A 15,568-nucleotide genomic window follows, 5' to 3' on the forward strand; every position below is an offset into this window, starting at 1 on the left:
CGTATATATATATTGATAATGTGGTTTAAGCGATGGGAGTAATTCAAATGAAAAAAGCGCAAATATTATTATCTACATATAACGGTGAAAAGTTTGTGGAACAACAATTGGATAGTTTAATGAATCAGGATCACAAAAATTTAGAAGTATTGATTCGCGATGATGGATCTAAGGATAATACGATACAAATTTTAGAGACCTATTCTAAGCAATATCCAAATATTAAGCTAATAAAAGGAGCAAACAAGGGTGTTATTGCAAGTTTTTTTGAATTGGCTTTAAATGCATCTGACACGTCAGATTTCTTTGCTTTTTGCGACCAAGATGATTATTGGAGGCCGACAAAAGTTTCTAGAGCAATTGCCTTATTGGAGAAGGAAGATGCAAATATTCCATTATTGTATTTTTCTCGATTAGATATTGTTGATGACAAGCTACAATTTATTAAGCATTCTCAAATACCTCCACAGGAGGTTGGATTAAAAAACGCCATCATTCAGAATGTTGCTACAGGTTGTACTATTGTGTTTAACAGAGCCATGCTGGAATTATTTAAGTCACATATACCGGCAAAAGAAAATATCACCATGCATGATGCTTGGTTTTACCTATTAGGTGCAGCATTTGGAAAATTAATATATGATAAGGAATCACATCTCCTATATCGTCAACATTCATCCAATGCTTTGGGAATGGCGGACAATAAAGTAAAAAGCGCAATGATTCGGTATAAAAACTTTAAGAAAGAAGGTAAAGAAAAACCTTTTACCAAACAGGTAGATGAGTTTTATCGACTATTTAAAGGAGACCTAACAAGCGACCAAAGGAAATTAATTGAGGATTTTTTACTAAAAAGAAATTCCCTCTTGAATCGATTCTCTTATATCCTGAATACACCCCTTTATCGGCAAAATCAAAGAGATACAATTATCTTTAAGATACTATATTCCTTTAATAGTTACTAATAAAAAAAACGCAAAGCACTTTGCGTTTTTTTTAATTCATTGGCCCCTTTTTACCTAAAAGGGCATCAAAAACTCCCTTAAACATGCTTCCCAATTTTTTACCTCTATCTTGTTCGAACAGAAGAATGATGATAAATTCTTTGGCAGTCGCAATAAAATCTCCTTTTATCCACTCTTTTTCAGTACGGAAATATTTTTTATATGTGTAAAGACGATTCCTTGTAATGTAATATCTGCGAATATAGTTATGGTTTGTTGCCATGACATTCGACCCCAACAACCTATGCTGTTGGGTGTTTCCAAGGTTATGAACCATATAAACCTGAGGCGATATAAATATTTTATATCCTCGAGTCCTTACACGTAAACAAAACTCATGATCGAGGAAGTCAATAAAGTAATCTTCTTCAAATAGTCCAATCTCAGTAAAGATTTTCTTCTTCACTAAACTTCCAGATGTTATTACAGTCTTTTGCTCTTGTAGTTGTGTTTTGTCAATTTGTGATGATACTTTATTGATAAGCTTTTCTTCAATCCAATTTGGTGCCAGGATAGCTACTTCTTCTTTATTTAGATGTGCCTCGTATGAAGCCAGCATTTTTGAAAAATAATCCTTGTCTACCTTACTATCCTGGTCAAATGTGGCAATCCAATCAAAATGAGGGGGTTCCGGTGATTCTAATAAGCAATTAATTCCTTGATTTAAGGCGTGACCGAGTCCCATATTTTGGGGATTATAAATTATTGTTATTTTTTCTTCGTTTTCTATGTCATGTAAAAACGCCTTAGAATTTGGAGAAGAACCGTTATCGATAATTACCAGCCGTTCACATGATTGGATGATTGATGTTGCATTGTCTACAACATCTGCTTCGGGATTATACGTGACCATAATCGATGCTACTTTATCTTTAATCGTCATGACTTATTCCTTTCCTAAACCCTTTAATTATTCCCTTCAATTTCCATACATGAATTCCCTTTTTCCATAAGAATATAGCCATTAGAAGAGTGGCGAAGGCTTCGGTTATGAGTGCATTCCAGGCAGTGCCAACTTCTTTATAAGTAGGAATAAGAAGAATCATTAGTATGATACTTAAGATACCGGCCAAAATATAAATTCGCGATAACTCTTTTTTATAATCGAAATTAATCATCGTCAGAATGCCAAGTACACTGGCCCAGCCAAGGATTAACGGCAGAGCAGCTAGGATTTGTAAAAGAGGAATAGTGGATACGTATTCTTTCCCTAAAGCAAGATCAACAATTTCCTTTGCAAAAATACCAACAAATAATGATAAAATACCCATAACAAGGGTGATTACCAAAAAGATTTTATTAATCATATTTAATGCGGCATGCTTTGACTCATGCAAAGCCTTGCTCAAAAATGGATAAACGGCCTGGATTAGCGGCCCGACTACACTTGAAATAGCTTTTACAACCTTTTCTGCACTAGAATAATATCCGACAACCGTATTGCTTGCAAAAAAGCCAAGAATAAATGTATTGCTTGTTGTGTACAAGCTTGTGACAAGATTAGATACGAATATATCCCATCCCTCTTTAAGTTGGTATTTAATATTTTCCAGTGAAGGCCTAATAAGTTTTATACGATACCGAAAGATGACCAAGTAGATTCCAATTACACCGATGGCAATATAGCCAAGAGAATTTAATACAGGAACGTATAAATAGTCAGCTTGATTCTTTACAAAAACAAAAATTCCTAATGTGAAAATTAATTTAGAAACAATATTAAGGATAGAGATAACTTTCATTTGTTCTATACCTTGGAAAAACCATACAGGGAACAGGACGTTTCCAACTACCATTCCGAAGGTTAAAAGATAAATTTGGCTATCGTTTTGGAACTTTGGGATAAATAAGATCAAAACAACCATTACTAAAAAACTAAAGACTAGGAGCAAACTTCTAACCAACATGACAGTAGAAAAAATAACCGAAAGCTTTTCCTTATTTTCACGGTTTAATGAAATTTCCTTTGTGGCAACTAAATTAAAGCCGTAATCCGTAAAAAGAATAAAATATTGAATAAGTGCTTGGGCAAAACTGATAAGTCCAAATTTTCCAGGTCCCACTACCTGTAATAAGTAAGGCAAGGTGACTAGGGGGAGAATGAAATTTAGCCCTTGCATACTTGCTAATGAAAGAAAGTTAGTTATCAATCGTTTTTTATTAGACATAACTGTGATAAGAGTCTCCTTTTCCTTAAACCTTTGGATAACTACTAATATGTATACCATAACTATGCGCTAAACAAAAAGGACCGGGCGTTTTTGCCCGGTTTTTCGAAATAATTAATCATTACTTTTAATTGAAGCTAAAGATTCTTGCGGTAAATCAAGTTGTGAGCGTAATTCATCAGAAAGACTTTGTCTAGTATCATCATCTACTATAAAATACCAAATACGATTTATCATTTGACCTTCCCCTTCAATTTCCAGCTTGTCCACTGTTTCAACCGCTGGTTTGTAGGAAGATTGGATCCCAACCATTTCATTTAAAGTAAGATTAGTTTTAATATTATTTTCTAGGGCACCAAGGATATCATCATACTTCGTCAAGGTGGATAATGATTTTCCTTTATCAATGATCTTGGAGATTACTTCGCGTTGTCGTTCCCCACGTCCTAGATCCCCACGTGGATCCTGTTTCCGCATACGGGCATAGGCTAACGCTTTTGTTCCATTTAAATGCTGTGGACCTTCTTTTAGGGTAACACCATCCAGTTCAAATTCAATTTGATTATCCACGTTAATACCACCTACAGCGTCGACGATATCTTTAAATCCCTCCATATTGACCTCAACATAATAATCAATGGGAATATTCAAGAAGTGTTCAACTGAATCAATACTCATTTCAATTCCGCCATATGCATAGGCATGGTTGATTTTATCAGTTCTGTTCTTTTTTGGATTATTGTTATTAATTAATTGTGTACGAGTATCTCGGGGAATGCTTAATATTTTTGTCGTTTTCTTTTCAGGATTGACCGTAATCACTAGCATGGAATCAGTACGTCCGCTATCTTCTTCCCGTTCATCTATCCCAACCATTAAAATAGAAATCGGATCTTTTCGATGAAATTCTACTTTTTCTTCCCGCTTTTCCGAAACTTCCCGTGAAATTGGCTTATTCATTTTAGTAACAGCACTTGCAACGTTACTATATACATTATAGAAATAAAAACCTCCGCAAATAAGTACCACTAATAAAGTAAAAAGGCTTAAGCGGAGCCACCTAATTTTCCTTCCTTTTTTACCGGATCTTGAAGAATTCATATAATATAGATCCTTTCTTAAAACATATTAATTTGATATTGGACAACTATAACCTAAATTATAATATTGACCAAGACTTAGTTCAACTGAAAATAACAAATTTCAACTGTAAAAGAACAAAATTTGACATAAACACGCAATAATTGATAGGAAATCAAATAGATTATAAGTCTATCAAATTATACTTTAGTTTTTGATGAACCAAGATTTCAATAGATGATAAATGCTATTAGGAAATATAGAGCTCCTGTAAAAGGGTGTTGAAAATTCAACACCCTTTTTTGTATGGATTTTTTAATCATCGTTCTATAAAGAATTGGTTAATATATGTTTGTGTATTCAAATGATTATTTTAATTACATGATCTGGAGAGAAGACTAGATGAAAAAAATAAAGTCGTATTTATTATTGTTGTTTTTTAGTATTTCCTTTTCATGCTATGGAAATGGAATGAACGCAGAAGAAGCTTTCGTGGCTTTGGTGAAAGGAAAAGAGAATCAGGAGTCTGTATTCACTAGTTTACCACAAGTTGTACATGGCCTTGGACATATAGAGGGGCATTATATAACAAATTCTCTTGACGCTCTTTTATTAAATTATGAACGTGGATTTCGTGTATTTGAAGTCGATCTCAACATGACTTCAGATAATCGATTAATTGCCCGCCATGATTGGACCCCCGAGCATTATCAATTTTTGGGTCAAGAATATCCACCTACTAATGGACCTATTTCCTTTGACACTTTCATGTCATTAAAAATACACGATAAGTATAATCCCCTTTCATGGGAACACATTTTAGAGGTAATGCAGAAATATCCAGATATTTATATTGTTACTGATACAAAGGAGAAAGATGAAGAAAACGTTCGAAAAACCTTCTCTTATATAGTAAATACAACGAAAAATTTTAATTCGAATTTACTAGATCGGATCATTCCACAAATTTATAATCAACCTATGCTCAGTTTTATAGAATCCTATCATGATTTTAACGATGTTATTTTTACATTGTACCATTTTAAGAATGCTGACATCCCAACTCCTGAGGAACTGGCTGACTGGTGTGCAAATAACAAAATTACCGCTATTGCGGGTTTTCCTTTCCGGATTACGGACGAACTACGAACATTATTAATTAAAAGAAATATCGCTGTCTACACCCATACCATTAATAATCCAGTGGAAGCAACCGCATATCAGGCTAAAGGAATAGGTATTTATACCGACTATCTCTTTTACGATGGGAAAAATTTTGTTGGTTTGGATCAATAAGGATATTTTACTTGTGTTGCTTGTCCTAAGCGAACGATATTTGAACTTCACCAATACATTTTGTATAATAGTGTGCGAACTCTGGTTAAAAAGAGGAAAGTTTTAAGCCAACAAAATAATATGGATAAAAATTGATTTTAACCGTAGATTTACATATCTGTTTAATTAATAGAAAGAAGGAACTTTTATGATAAAAAATGTATTAATTACTGGTGGAGCAGGATTTATCGGTAGTAGCTTAGCTTTGAAATTATTGGATAAAGGATATAAAGTAACAGTTCTAGATAATTTATCACCGCAAATTCATGGAGAAGATGGGACATCATCAGAATTGTTCTTGAAAATAAGAGATAAAGTAACATTTTATCAAGGCGACGTTATAAATAGTGATGACTGGAGAAAAGCGTTAAAAGGGCAGGATGTAGTCGTTCATTTAGCTGCTGAAACCGGTACAGGTCAATCTATGTATGAAATTAATAAATATATTGATGTAAATGTTAAAGGTACATCAAATTTATTAGATATCTTAACAAATGAAGAGCATCAAGTAAAAAAAATCGTTATTGCAGCTTCTAGGGCGATTTATGGGGAAGGAATGTATCATTGTACTAAGCACGGAACTGTATTCCCTGTAGAAAGAACAGAGGCAGATATGAGTAAAGGTGATTTTGAAGTAAAATGCCCAATTTGTAATCGTGATGCAGAAGTTATGGCAACGACAGAAGAAACGAAAATTCACCCAACCTCTATATATGGTATTACAAAACAAATGCAGGAACAAATGTGTATGGTTGTTGGAAAATCATTAAATATTCCTGTAGTTGCATACCGTTATCAAAATGTTTATGGACCAGGCCAATCATTAAAAAATCCATATACTGGCATCCTTTCGATTTTCTCAACTATTATTAAAAACAACAATAACATTAACATTTTCGAAGATGGAAGAGAATCAAGAGATTTTGTATTTATCGACGATGTAGTGGATGCGACGATTTTAGGAATCGAAAAGGATGAAGCCAATTTTGAAAGTTTTAATGTAGGGACAGGTGTGGCAACTACTGTTGTAGAAGTAGCCAATGTCTTGAAAGAAAAGTATCAGTCCGATACGGTAATTGAAATTAGTGGAAATTACCGCTTAGGTGATATTAGACATAACTATGCAGATTTGACAAAAATTCATGAAAAATTAGGTTTTACTGTAAAGGTAAGTTTTGAGGAAGGGATCAGTAAATTTGTAAATTGGGTTAATCAACAAGAGGTAGTGGAAGACAAATATCAAAAGTCAATTGATGAAATGAAGAAAAAAGGATTATATAAATAATGGAATGCCTTCTCAAAAATAAAAAGATTTTGTTTTTATGTCCTTTGTTTTTTAATTATCACAAAAAGTTAATAAATGCGATGGAATCATTGGGAGCGGAAGTAGATTTCTTTGATGAGCGCCCCTCTAATACAGTTATATCAAAGGCATTATTACGAATCAATCGCAATTTGGTTACGGTACAAATTAAAAAATATTATGAAGAAATCTTTGCAGCGATTAAAGATAAAAAATATGATTATATCTTCATTTGTCAAGCTGAAGCGACACCAAAGTCATTTTTAATAAATATCAAAATGCTGAATTCAAATGCCAAAATGGTGCTTATGCTTTGGGATTCTGTTGCAAATAAAGTGAATACAATAGAAAAATTAGAGTTATTTGATGAAGTCTTTTCCTTTGATAAAAAAGATTGTGACCAATTTGGTTTGACATTCAGACCTCTATTTTTTGATGAAGAATATGAACGGATTGCCAAAGAAAAGGCAAAGCTAGTGTATGATCTATTTTTTGTAGGAACTGTACATAGCGATCGCTATAAAATTTTAATGGACGTTAAACAACAATTTGAAAAAAATAAATTACAGGTTTTTTACTTTTTATATATCCCTAGTAAATTAATGTATTATCAAAGAAAATTATTTTCTAGTGAATTAAAAGGTAGCCAGATCAATGATATTTCATTTGTAGGTATGCCGAGCGGCCAATTGACTGATAAATTAATACAATCTAAGGCAGTAGTTGATATTCAGCACCCTAAACAAACTGGTTTGACAATGAGAACGATAGAAATGCTTGGTGCAAATAAAAAAATGATTACCACTAATACAGATATTCAATATTATGATTTTTATCATCCTAATAATATTTGTATTGTAGAGCGTGAAAATGTTGTAGTGTCGACTGAATTTATGACAACTCCATATGTAACAGTCGATGAAAAAGTAAAAGAAAGATATTCAATCACCTATTTTATTCTTAATGTATTAGGATTAACAGGAAATGAAAAGCATAATTTTTATATAGAAAAAAGTGGTGGAGGTCAAGAATGAAGATTTCTGTAGCAATGGCCACTTACAACGGGGAGAAATATCTCGAACAGCAGATTGATAGTATTCTCTCTCAATTAAATAAAGAAGATGAATTGATTATTTCAGATGATCACTCTTCCGATCGGACAGTTCCTATTATCGAAAAATACACGAGCACAGATCCTCGGGTGAAGCTGTTCATGAATGACGAATCAGGTGTGACATCCAATTTTGAGAATGCTATTAAGCGTACCAAAAATGATATTATTTTCTTAAGTGACCAAGATGATATTTGGAAACCTGAAAAAGTTACAACAGTTAAATCCTACTATGGAAAAAATCCAAATATCCAGATGATAATGTCCGATATTACGGTGGTCGATAATGAACTAACACCAACCATAGATTCATTTTATGAATTTAGAGGTAGCCGTTCTGGAGTGATAAAGAATATCATAAAGAATAGTTATATTGGCTGTGCCATGTCATTTAGAAAAGAATTGAAAGCACAAATTTTGCCGATACCAAGAAATGTACCTATGCATGACATGTGGATTGGTTTGGTTGCTGATTTAAATAAAGTGGCATTGTTGATCCCGGAAAAGTTAATTTATTATCGAAGACATGAAGCGACAGTGACTACTGTCGAAAATTCTTCTTCTTTAAAACAAAAACTTCTTTGGAGATTTCAAATTTCTGCCTTACTCATGAAAGCTTTTTTTAAGAAAAAATAACTTTTCCTATATTATGACGGTAAGCGATTCAAATTTATTAATTCAATGCGTGAGTTAGGATTTATGACTCATGCATTTTTTTTTAGAATAGTGGAAAAATGAATGTAAGTTTTTAATAATTACATCAAAGAATAAATTATGGGGTATGATTTTAAGTGAAAAACCAACTTTTTAATAAAATTTTCTATTTAACTGTAGGTAATTTGATATTTTCATGTCTATTATTATTTATTTATAAAATGTTTCGATATCACTTCGATATTGTTCCTCTCATTCAATCGATGCAGCTAGTTACAAAAAGATTTGTTTTAGAAATCTTTATTTTATTTTTGATCTTACTAGTAACATCAAAGTTACAGCTAAGAGTATTTAATCAAATTAAAATTAGTAAACCCTTGCTAGTAACTCTGCTGAAACTTACTTTTATTTTATTGGTTTCGTTGGTTGCATCGTTGATAGTAAATTATTATTTTCAATACTTTCAACATTTAAAGGATCCAATCGTTACTGTTAAATGGATCATGGACAATACAAATATTTATTTTGCAGGAGTATTATATTTATTTTTTCTATTTTTATTTTCTTTTGCCTTGATTGGAAATGTTTTTATTAGTACCATTCTCACCAGTATTGTATTTATAGGAATCGGTTTTATTCATTACAATAAATTAAACCTTCGTGCAGAACCGTTATATCCATATGATTACAAGCAGTTCTATCAAATGAAGGATGTTATTCCGATGATTTCTGAATATGTTTCCTATTCGCAAGTCATTACAGTAATTATAGTACTTTCTCTTGTTATTACGGCCATATTGTTATTTCTTCGAAATATTGGTATAGCACTCTGGCTGAGAGGATGTATATTCCTTCTTTCTTTAATAATGGTTTACTCTTACTCGAATTTTCCTAAAACATTTATGAAATCTTTTGTGGAAAATAATAAGATAACCATTGTGAAATGGGATCAAATTGACAATTATGAAGTAAATGGATTCCTATTTGGCTTTATCTCAAACCTTCAGAATGATAACTATCAAAGACCTAAAGGATATTCTAAGCAGAAGGTTCAGGATACTGCTCGAAAATATGTTAGTAGCTCGGAAAGATCAAGTAACAAAGGTTCAACTCCCAATATTATTTTTCTCATGAGTGAGTCATTTTGGGATCCAACAAGACTGAATGTTGAGTTTAGTGGAGATCCACTTCCCCATATTCGGCAACTTATTACTGAACATTCGGGAGGTAATGTTCTTTCCCCCGTATTCGGAGGAACGACAGCAAATGTCGAATTTGAAGCATTAACAGGCTTTACAACATCATTTTTAAATAGTGGGGTAATTGCCTACCAGGATATTATAGATAGAAAACCGTTCGTTCCTTCCATTGTCAGTGACCTAGAGGAAAAAGGATATAGCACACTAGCTATTCATCCTTATAAAAAGGTATTTTATAAACGAGATATTGCCTACCGCACGTTTGGTTTTAATCAGTTTTTAGACGAAGATACTATGAAGCACAACAAGAGAAAGCCTGGAGGGGTTATTTCAGATTTATCATTGACCCATGAGATACTAGACAATATTAAGGAGCAAGACAAGCCCCTTTTTATTCATGCAGTATCAATGCAAAACCATATGCCATACAATCCTGGTGCATATAAGGAAAACCAAATTAAAGTATCTGGTCTTACGCCGGAATCAACCGATACATTAGAAGTATATTCAGAAGGAATTAGAAGATCGGATGAAGCATTACAAGTGTTAGTGGAGGGATTGCAAAAATTAGATGAGCCGACAATAGTGGTATTTTGGGGGGATCATCTTCCTATCCTTGGCGCTAATATGGCCATCTATAAAGAAGCTGGATATGATGATGAAAATCCAGATATAAATGAGTATAAATATTCGGAAACACCCCTTCTGATTTATTCTAATTTTAAGATGAAAAAGGAGCAATATGAATTTATTAGCCCATTTTATTTAGGGCCGATTATATACGAATTAAGCGGAATGGAACCACCGCCGTTTTATAATTTATTGGAAAAGCTGCGAAAGGAAATGGGTATCTCAGCTCTTAAAGGCCAAATAATCATGCAAAGTGACCGTAAGTTTGTAACGAAACCAACAAAGGAATTAAAACAAGTATTAGAAGACTACCGTTTGCTTGAATATGATTTATTAAAAGGGAACCAGTATAGTTTAGATTTGTTATATCATTAATGAGTTAAATCAAAAAGCACATTGTTTTATGACCTTTCTTCCTGCTTTAATTGGGGAAAGGTCTAAAATAATGTGCTATTTTCATCAATTAGAATAATAATATGAAAAGAAAACAGGAGTATTATAAGATACAAAAATTGACTAGTTAATGCTATAATCGTCTTTGTGCAAAATAAGTAAACTCTATTATAATTGTCAATGGGGAAATTACATATAAAAGTGCATTAGGTTGAATAATCTTAATGAATAGGTGATGCTGAATGTTAAGTGGTAAAAATATAGATCAATGTATTAGTTCCCGTAGGAATAATCTGGATATAATTAGATTCTTCGCAGCTACATTGGTGCTGTTCTCACATTCCTTTCCATTAACAACTGGGAATAACGGGTCTGAACCATTTGCTGTTTTTACAAATGGGCAAATGACGTTTGGGGAACTGGCAGTTAGTATCTTTTTTATGATAAGTGGATTTTTGATTACACAAAGTTTTGATAGGTCTAAGGATCCTGTTTATTATTTCAAGGCCAGGATATTAAGAATTTTTCCAGGTCTAATAGTATGTGTATTATTGGCTGTTTTCATACTAGGGCCAATTCTTACAGAACTAAATGTATTCGACTACTTTAAGAACCGTGAAACGTATGATTATTTTAAAACGATTACTCTATACTGGCTTCAGTTTGACCTGCCTGGAGTATTTTTAACAAACGTATGGCCTGGAGCAGTAAATGGTTCTTTGTGGACTTTATGGTTCGAATTTTTCTTTTATATAGTAGTTGCCTTACTGGGTATTACAAAACTACTTGATAAGAAAGTTGTTTTATTCAGTTTTATCCTTTGTACTGGTATATATTATCTAGGAAGAGGAGGATTCTATACCGATTTATATCGTTACTTTAGTGCAGGTATGGTTTTTTATCTTTACCGAAAACAAATTACCCAAAATGGATGGCTTGCTATTTCTTCCTTAATCATATTGGCCATTACTGTCAAATATGGCTACTTTGATTATTCGATGCCAATTTTCGGAACGTATTTGATATTCTATTTAGGTTTTGAAACAAGATTAGGGCTACATAACTTTGGAAAGTACGGTGATTTTTCCTACGGAATATATATTTATGCATTTCCGATTCAGCAAATAATGGTTCATATATTTAACAATAAATTGACACCATTGGAGAATTTCTCATTATCTTTCCCGTTCACACTGTTGTGTGCTATTGGTTCGTGGTACCTTGTTGAGAAGAAAGCCTTAAAATACAAAAATAGTTCTAATAAGAGGAAGGCTGTTATGGGAAATCAACTTAACGCATAAGCTAACTTATAAAAAGAAGGTGGTCTATACTCATTTGGAAATGTGTATTGGAATAGGAGAGATTTATTTATGAATAAATTTGAAAAAATAGTACTAACGATTTTTTTCATTGAGGTATTCGTTGGCGGCGGTGGAAGGCTTATTGACTTTGGTATATTATCAATCCGCCAAGTTTTATTTTTGCTTATTATATTAATGCTCGTAATCCGGATTGTGAAAGAGAGGGCTTTTCTTGATAAAGGTATTAATACTTTTATTCGATTTAATCCGGTTACCATCGGTATTTATGCTTTATTAGTTTGGTTTGTTGCAAGTGCAGCCATCGGATTTGTAAATGGTCATCCGGTATCAATAATTGTTATGGACTTTTTTAGAGTGTCTTTCTTTTTGGTCTATTTTCCGCTGGCGTATTATATTTCTAAGGAAAGATTTCCTAAGGAACGCATTATTTCCATTTTAAAATACAGTGCTGTAGCTGTATCTATTTTTACCATTGCGATTTCTATTCTAGGAAAAACCATCTTTAGTGGAAACTTTAACTCCTTTTACGATTTTATGAATTTTATTATGAATGATGACTTGTTTTTTAGGCCAAGTAGAAGTGTCTTCTATAAAAGCCATTTCTTTGTTTTTATTGGGCTAATCATTTCCCTAAATGATGTTTTAAATAAGAAATATACCAAAGTAGATGTAGCGCTTGTTGTATTTGGCTCCATATCTATTATATGGTCTGAGACAAGGGGATTCCTTATCGCTATTATTGCGAGCTTACTCATGATTATTTTGCTGGATGCTAAATTAGTTACAGATATCTATAAAAAGTTAAGCGAAAAGTTTAAAAAACTATTCCAAACTAAATGGTTTTTGAAGAAAGCTTCAGTTTTGATATTGATTATGATTTTAGTTCCATTTCTATACAAATATATGACTTTGGAAAGATTTCAGATAGGTACCGAAAGCCATTACAGTCAGAATGAAAAACAGTCAAAAAATAATCGAGATAATAAAATCAACGATGTGAGTGTAAACTCTCGTCTTGAGTTTCTATTGGATTCGAAAGTTATTCTTTTTGATAACCCTGCTAATTTTGTTTTTGGGTCGGGATACGGTACTGAAATAGCAGGCAGACTTGATGGAATAGAAATGAGTTTTCTTGATATTTTGGTTGAGCAAGGATTAATTGGTTTAGCGACATGGCTATTCCTGTGCCTCCTCGTTTTTTATAATTATTATTCTGGGTACAAAAAGGGGCGAAAACTGGGTACATTGGAAATTTCATTTATGGCGGCATTTATAGGGCTATTATTAGTTACGAATATTAATCCATTCATTAACAATTCTATAGGAATTACCTTTTTCCTAGTGATATTAATTCTTTCACAAGAGTGGAAGGAATCGACAATGAATGGGGAAGGAATATGAAGAAAACAATTATCGTCGTTTTATATAAACAAAAGGTTGAAGAAAGTAAAACGTTTATTACTCTAAAGAAAACACTGTTTACTGATAATCAGCTATTAAAGCAAGTCGAACTCATTATTTATGATAATAGCCCCGAAGAGCAGGAAATAAACTTCCACCTATATAAAAATGTGAATTTGACGTATAAGCATGATGGCCGCAATCTCGGAATCGCAACAGCATATAACTATGCTTGGTCTATCGCAAAGAATAACGGGAGTGAATGGCTACTTCTTTTCGACCATGATACAGAAATAACAAGTGAATATTTGAACCAAGTCATCAATCACAATGAACTGGATGAAAGTATTGCAAGTGTGGTTCCGAAAATCAACAGCGAACATACGATGATTTCACCGGTTTACAGTAATACATTAAGACCGCTTCAGAGTAAAAGACCTGTTGAAGGTATTCAAATGCTACCAGTAATGGCGATTAATTCAGGTTCAATGATTCGGGTTTCCTTTTTGAATGAAGTCGGCGGATTCAATACAGATTTTCCTCTTGATTATCTCGATCATTGGTTATTTTACGAGATTTATGAAAAAGGGTATAAAGTATTTGTGCTGAATGTTTACTTAGAACATGAATTATCTGTAATGGATTACAATAGGGTTTCTTTTGATCGTTATAAGAGTATTATCGATTCGGAAATACACTTTTATCAAAATTATAAGAAAGAATTATATTCATCCTATAAGGCACAGATAGCTAAACGCTTTTTAAAACAAATTTTGACCGTGAAAAACAAGCAAATAGCGATGTATTCACTCAGAAAGTTGTTCTCAATGTAAAAACAGGTTAATCCAACTGAAAAGAACCTCCCTTTTCATAAGGAGGGAGAGGTTCCTTTAATTACAGCTTCTTCGAATAACAATTACTATAAATCATAAAAAAAGGTTACTTTGGGGATATTTTAAATAACTTAAAAATTGGATTAAATTTTTATTACATTTTATGATTATGTTTGTCATTTCCTAAGAACTTTCTTTATAATGAGGAAGGTTGTTTATGACGATTTTTGTAGAAAAATACATATAAGAGGAGTTGCTACAATGAAAGGTATTATTCTTGCAGGAGGAAGTGGCACGAGACTTTATCCTTTGACAAAGGTGGTTTCAAAACAATTATTACCTGTATATGATAAACCGATGATTTACTATCCGCTATCTGTCTTGATGTTAGCTGGAATTAAGGATATTTTGATTATTTCTACACCAGAGGATACAGAGCGTTTTGAACAGATCCTTGGCGATGGAACAGATCTGGGCATGAATTTTACATATAAAATCCAGCCACATCCAGGCGGATTAGCACAGGCATTTATTTTAGGCGATGAATTTATCGGTGATGATAATGTGGCACTAGTACTTGGAGATAATATCTTTTATGGCCACGGGTTAACCAACTTGCTTGAAAAGGCTGCTAGTCGTGACACTGGTGCGACTGTTTTTGGATATTATGTTAATGATCCTGAACGGTTCGGAGTAGTCGAGTTTGATGAATTTGGCAAAGCTGTTTCAATTGAAGAAAAACCAGAAGTGCCAAAATCAAATTATGCGGTGACAGGTCTTTATTTTTACGATAATCGCGTAATTAATATTGCAAAAAGTATACAGCCATCACCACGTGGAGAATTAGAAATTACTGATATTAATAAAGCCTACTTAGAAATGGGTGAGCTAAGTGTAGAACTACTTGGCAGAGGTTATGCATGGCTTGATACTGGAACACACGCTTCCTTGCTGGAAGCATCTCAATTCATCGAAACTGTAGAGAAAAGACAATCATTAAAAATTGCCTGTTTAGAAGAAATTGCCTACAAAAAAGGTTATATATCGAGAGAAAAAGTGTTAGAACTAGCTGAGCCACTCAAAAAAAATCAATATGGACAGTACTTAATTAAAATTGCGGGACAAGCAAAGTAAT

Annotated in this window: 13 protein-coding genes; 10 read left to right on the plus strand and 3 right to left on the minus strand. The window is 32.9% G+C overall.

Annotation, left to right across the window (positions count from 1 at the left end; translation table 11 throughout):
* The first annotated feature begins 47 nt into the window (after nt 1–47).
* Nucleotides 48–965, plus strand: coding sequence for a glycosyltransferase family 2 protein (locus BABA_RS01595; RefSeq protein WP_040344886.1), 918 nt, complete (start codon nt 48–50; stop codon nt 963–965).
* A gap of 31 nt (nt 966–996) precedes the next feature.
* On the opposite strand, the gene BABA_RS01600 is transcribed toward BABA_RS01595, so the two are convergent.
* The 3 genes from BABA_RS01600 to BABA_RS01610 form a co-directional block, all read right to left on the minus strand.
* Nucleotides 997–1,887 carry a glycosyltransferase family 2 protein gene (locus BABA_RS01600; RefSeq protein WP_007083369.1) on the minus strand — a complete coding sequence of 297 codons (891 nt, stop codon included), beginning with the start codon at nt 1,885–1,887 and terminating at the stop codon, nt 997–999.
* Complete coding sequence (locus BABA_RS01605; protein WP_007083370.1) at nt 1,877–3,172, minus strand: flippase; 1,296 nt, start codon at nt 3,170–3,172, stop codon at nt 1,877–1,879. The genes BABA_RS01600 and BABA_RS01605 overlap by 11 nt, the downstream gene beginning before the upstream one ends.
* Before the next feature lie 114 nt (nt 3,173–3,286).
* On the minus strand, nt 3,287–4,273 hold the full coding sequence (locus BABA_RS01610) for an LCP family glycopolymer transferase (RefSeq protein WP_007083371.1): 987 nt from the start codon (nt 4,271–4,273) through the stop codon (nt 3,287–3,289).
* Nucleotides 4,274–4,654: 381 nt separating this feature from the next.
* On the opposite strand from BABA_RS01610, the gene BABA_RS01615 reads away from it, so the two are divergent.
* The 9 genes from BABA_RS01615 (at nt 4,655) to rfbA (ending at nt 15,567) form a co-directional block, all read left to right on the plus strand.
* Nucleotides 4,655–5,548, plus strand: a complete 894-nt coding sequence (locus tag BABA_RS01615) for a phosphatidylinositol-specific phospholipase C/glycerophosphodiester phosphodiesterase family protein (RefSeq protein WP_007083372.1) — start codon at nt 4,655–4,657, stop codon at nt 5,546–5,548.
* A 187-nt stretch (nt 5,549–5,735) separates the two neighbouring features.
* Nucleotides 5,736–6,872, plus strand: coding sequence for an SDR family NAD(P)-dependent oxidoreductase (locus BABA_RS01620; protein ID WP_007083373.1), 1,137 nt, complete (start codon nt 5,736–5,738; stop codon nt 6,870–6,872).
* Nucleotides 6,872–7,924, plus strand: a complete 1,053-nt coding sequence (locus BABA_RS01625) for a WaaS/CpsH family glycosyltransferase (protein ID WP_007083374.1) — start codon at nt 6,872–6,874, stop codon at nt 7,922–7,924. Before BABA_RS01620 ends, BABA_RS01625 begins: the two co-directional genes overlap by 1 nt.
* Nucleotides 7,921–8,637, plus strand: a complete 717-nt coding sequence (locus BABA_RS01630) for a glycosyltransferase family 2 protein (protein ID WP_007083375.1) — start codon at nt 7,921–7,923, stop codon at nt 8,635–8,637. Before BABA_RS01625 ends, BABA_RS01630 begins: the two co-directional genes overlap by 4 nt.
* A 155-nt stretch (nt 8,638–8,792) precedes the next feature.
* Nucleotides 8,793–10,859, plus strand: a complete 2,067-nt coding sequence (locus tag BABA_RS01635) for an LTA synthase family protein (protein ID WP_007083376.1) — start codon at nt 8,793–8,795, stop codon at nt 10,857–10,859.
* Nucleotides 10,860–11,119: 260 nt separating this feature from the next.
* The gene (locus tag BABA_RS01640; protein WP_007083377.1) at nt 11,120–12,178 is read left to right on the plus strand and encodes an acyltransferase family protein; all 1,059 of its coding nucleotides are present in this window, start codon (nt 11,120–11,122) and stop codon (nt 12,176–12,178) included.
* Nucleotides 12,179–12,247: 69 nt separating this feature from the next.
* Nucleotides 12,248–13,600 (plus strand): O-antigen ligase family protein, encoded by a 1,353-nt coding sequence (locus tag BABA_RS01645; protein ID WP_007083378.1) that lies wholly within the window; start codon nt 12,248–12,250, stop codon nt 13,598–13,600.
* Nucleotides 13,597–14,433, plus strand: coding sequence for a glycosyltransferase (locus BABA_RS01650; protein WP_007083379.1), 837 nt, complete (start codon nt 13,597–13,599; stop codon nt 14,431–14,433). The genes BABA_RS01645 and BABA_RS01650 overlap by 4 nt, the downstream gene beginning before the upstream one ends.
* Nucleotides 14,434–14,694: 261 nt before the next feature.
* Entirely contained in the window at nt 14,695–15,567 is an 873-nt protein-coding gene (gene rfbA, locus BABA_RS01655; protein WP_007083380.1) for a glucose-1-phosphate thymidylyltransferase RfbA, read from the plus strand.
* Nucleotide 15,568: the final 1 nt, after the last annotated feature.

The organism is Neobacillus bataviensis LMG 21833, assembly GCF_000307875.1.
GTDB lineage: Bacteria > Bacillota > Bacilli > Bacillales > Cytobacillaceae > Neobacillus > Neobacillus bataviensis.